We start from the raw sequence: 2,011 nt of genomic DNA, 5'->3' as shown, positions 1-2,011 counted from the left end.
CGCCGGCCCTGCTGCTCCACAAGGCCGAGCGCGGCGCGACCTTCACCGCCGACTGACGCACCCGCACGCCCCCCACCGCCTGCCCGCCACCCCCCGCTTCGCCCAGCCCGCCAGGAGGCCGTCATGACACCAGCCCCGAGCACCGCCGGGGAACCGGCGACACCGTCCACGCTGCCGCTGATCGTGGAGCACAACGCCCGCGCCCACCCGGACCGGCCCGCCCTGTCCTGGCGCGCACCGGACGGCACGGGATGGGTCACGCTCGACTGGGCGCAGGTCCGGGAGCACACCGGGCGACTCGCCGCCGGATACGCGGCGCTCGGCGTCGGCCGCGGCGACCACGTGCTGCTGATGATGGCCGATCGCTCCGAGCACTGGCTGTCCGACCTCGCCCTGGTCCGCCTCGGCGCCGTGCCCGTCAGCGTCTACGGCACCTCGGCACCCGAGCAGATCCGTCACATCGCCCGCAACTGCCGTGCCGCGCTGGCCGTCGTGGAGGGCGCCGCGCAGGCCGGGGTGTGGGCGCCGCTGCTGGACGACACGGCCACTCCGCTGACCCGCCTCGTCGTCGTGGAACCCGGCGAGGAGGGACCCCACCTGCCCTACGCGGCCCTGACCCGCGCACCCGTCCCGGAGTCGTTCGAGAAGTCCCTGGACACGGCCGGCCCCGACGACCCGGTGACCGTCGTCTACACCTCGGGCACCACCGGCGAGCCCAAGGGCGTGGTCCTGACCCATCGTCAGGTGATCGCCAACGCCCTCGCGCTCGACGCGGCGGTGGAACTGCCGCCGCACGTCGAGCACATCTGCTACCTGCCGTTCGCCCACATCGCGGAACGCATGCTGGGCATCTACCTGCCCTGCCACCGCGCCTCGCACGTCTACCTGTGCGCCGACCCGACCGCCGTCGCCGCGACGGTGCGCGAGGTGCGGCCGCGGCAGTTCTTCGGTGTGCCGAGAATCTGGGAGAAGCTGGCCGTGGCGGTGCGCGCCGGACTGGCCCTGCTGGCCGAGGAGCAGCGCCGGGGCGTGGAGAAGGCCATGGAGGTGGCCCGCGAGCACGTCGCTTTCCGGGAACGTGGGGAGACGCCGCCCCCCGCGCTGGAGGAGGCGTACGCCCGGATGCGGGAGGAGGTGCTCCAGCCGCTGCTGGCCGCGGGCGGACTCGACCGGGTGACCTGGACCGCCAGCGCCTCCGCGCCCATGCCCCTGGACGTGGTGAGGTTCTGGTCCGGCCTGGGAATCGTGATCATGGACGCGTGGGGCCTGACCGAGACGACGGGCGTGGCCACCACCAACAGTCCCCGCACCGGTTTCCGGCTGGGTTCGGTCGGGCGCCCGGTCTCGTCCGTGGAGGTCCGCCTCGCCGAGGACGGGGAGCTCGAGGTGCGGGGCGCCTCCGTCTTCTCCGGATACCTCCAGCAGGACGGTTCGGTGCGGTCGGCGGTGGACGACGACGGATGGCTGGCCACGGGGGACGTCGGCCGGATCGACGACGACGGCTACGTGTGGCTCACCGACCGGAAGAAGGAGATGATCATCACCTCGACCGGGAAGAACGTCTCCCCGGCCCTGGTGGAGAACACCCTGAAGGAACACCCCCTGATCGGGCAGGCACTGGTGCACGGCGACAACCGTTCCTACCTCGTCGCCCTGCTGGTGCTCGACCCGGAGGCCGCCCCCGCCTGGGCCGCCGCCCACGGCGTCGACACCGGCGGCGACCTCGCGGCCCTGGCCGCCCACCCCGCCGTGCGCGCGGAGGTCGACCGCGCGGTCGCCGCGGCCAACACCCGGCTCAACCGGACCGAACAGGTCAAGCGGTACCGGCTGCTGGCCCGGGAATGGGGGCCGGCGACCGGTGAGCTGACGCCGTCGCTGAAGATGCGCCGCCGCGTCATCCGCGACCGGCACGCCGCCGAACTGACGGAGCTCTACGCCGACTGACGGCGACGCCGCCCCACCCACCCGGTCCCCGACGGCGGCCGCGCCCACCGCGCACCTCGACGGCCGC

1 protein-coding gene is annotated in these 2,011 nt (G+C 74.0%); it reads left to right on the top strand.

Features of this window, described 5'->3' with window-relative positions; all coding sequences use genetic code 11:
- The first annotated feature begins 123 nt into the window (after positions 1–123).
- Complete coding sequence (locus AOK18_RS23825) at positions 124–1,944, top strand: AMP-dependent synthetase/ligase (protein WP_055695666.1); 1,821 nt, start codon at positions 124–126, stop codon at positions 1,942–1,944.
- Positions 1,945–2,011 lie beyond the last annotated feature (67 nt).

It is taken from the genome of Streptomyces prasinopilosus, from assembly GCF_001419695.1.
Taxonomy (GTDB): Bacteria; Actinomycetota; Actinomycetes; order Streptomycetales; family Streptomycetaceae; genus Streptomyces; species Streptomyces prasinopilosus.
Note: the sequence above shows the minus strand (reverse complement) of the source record. Positions and strands in the feature narration are given on the sequence as shown.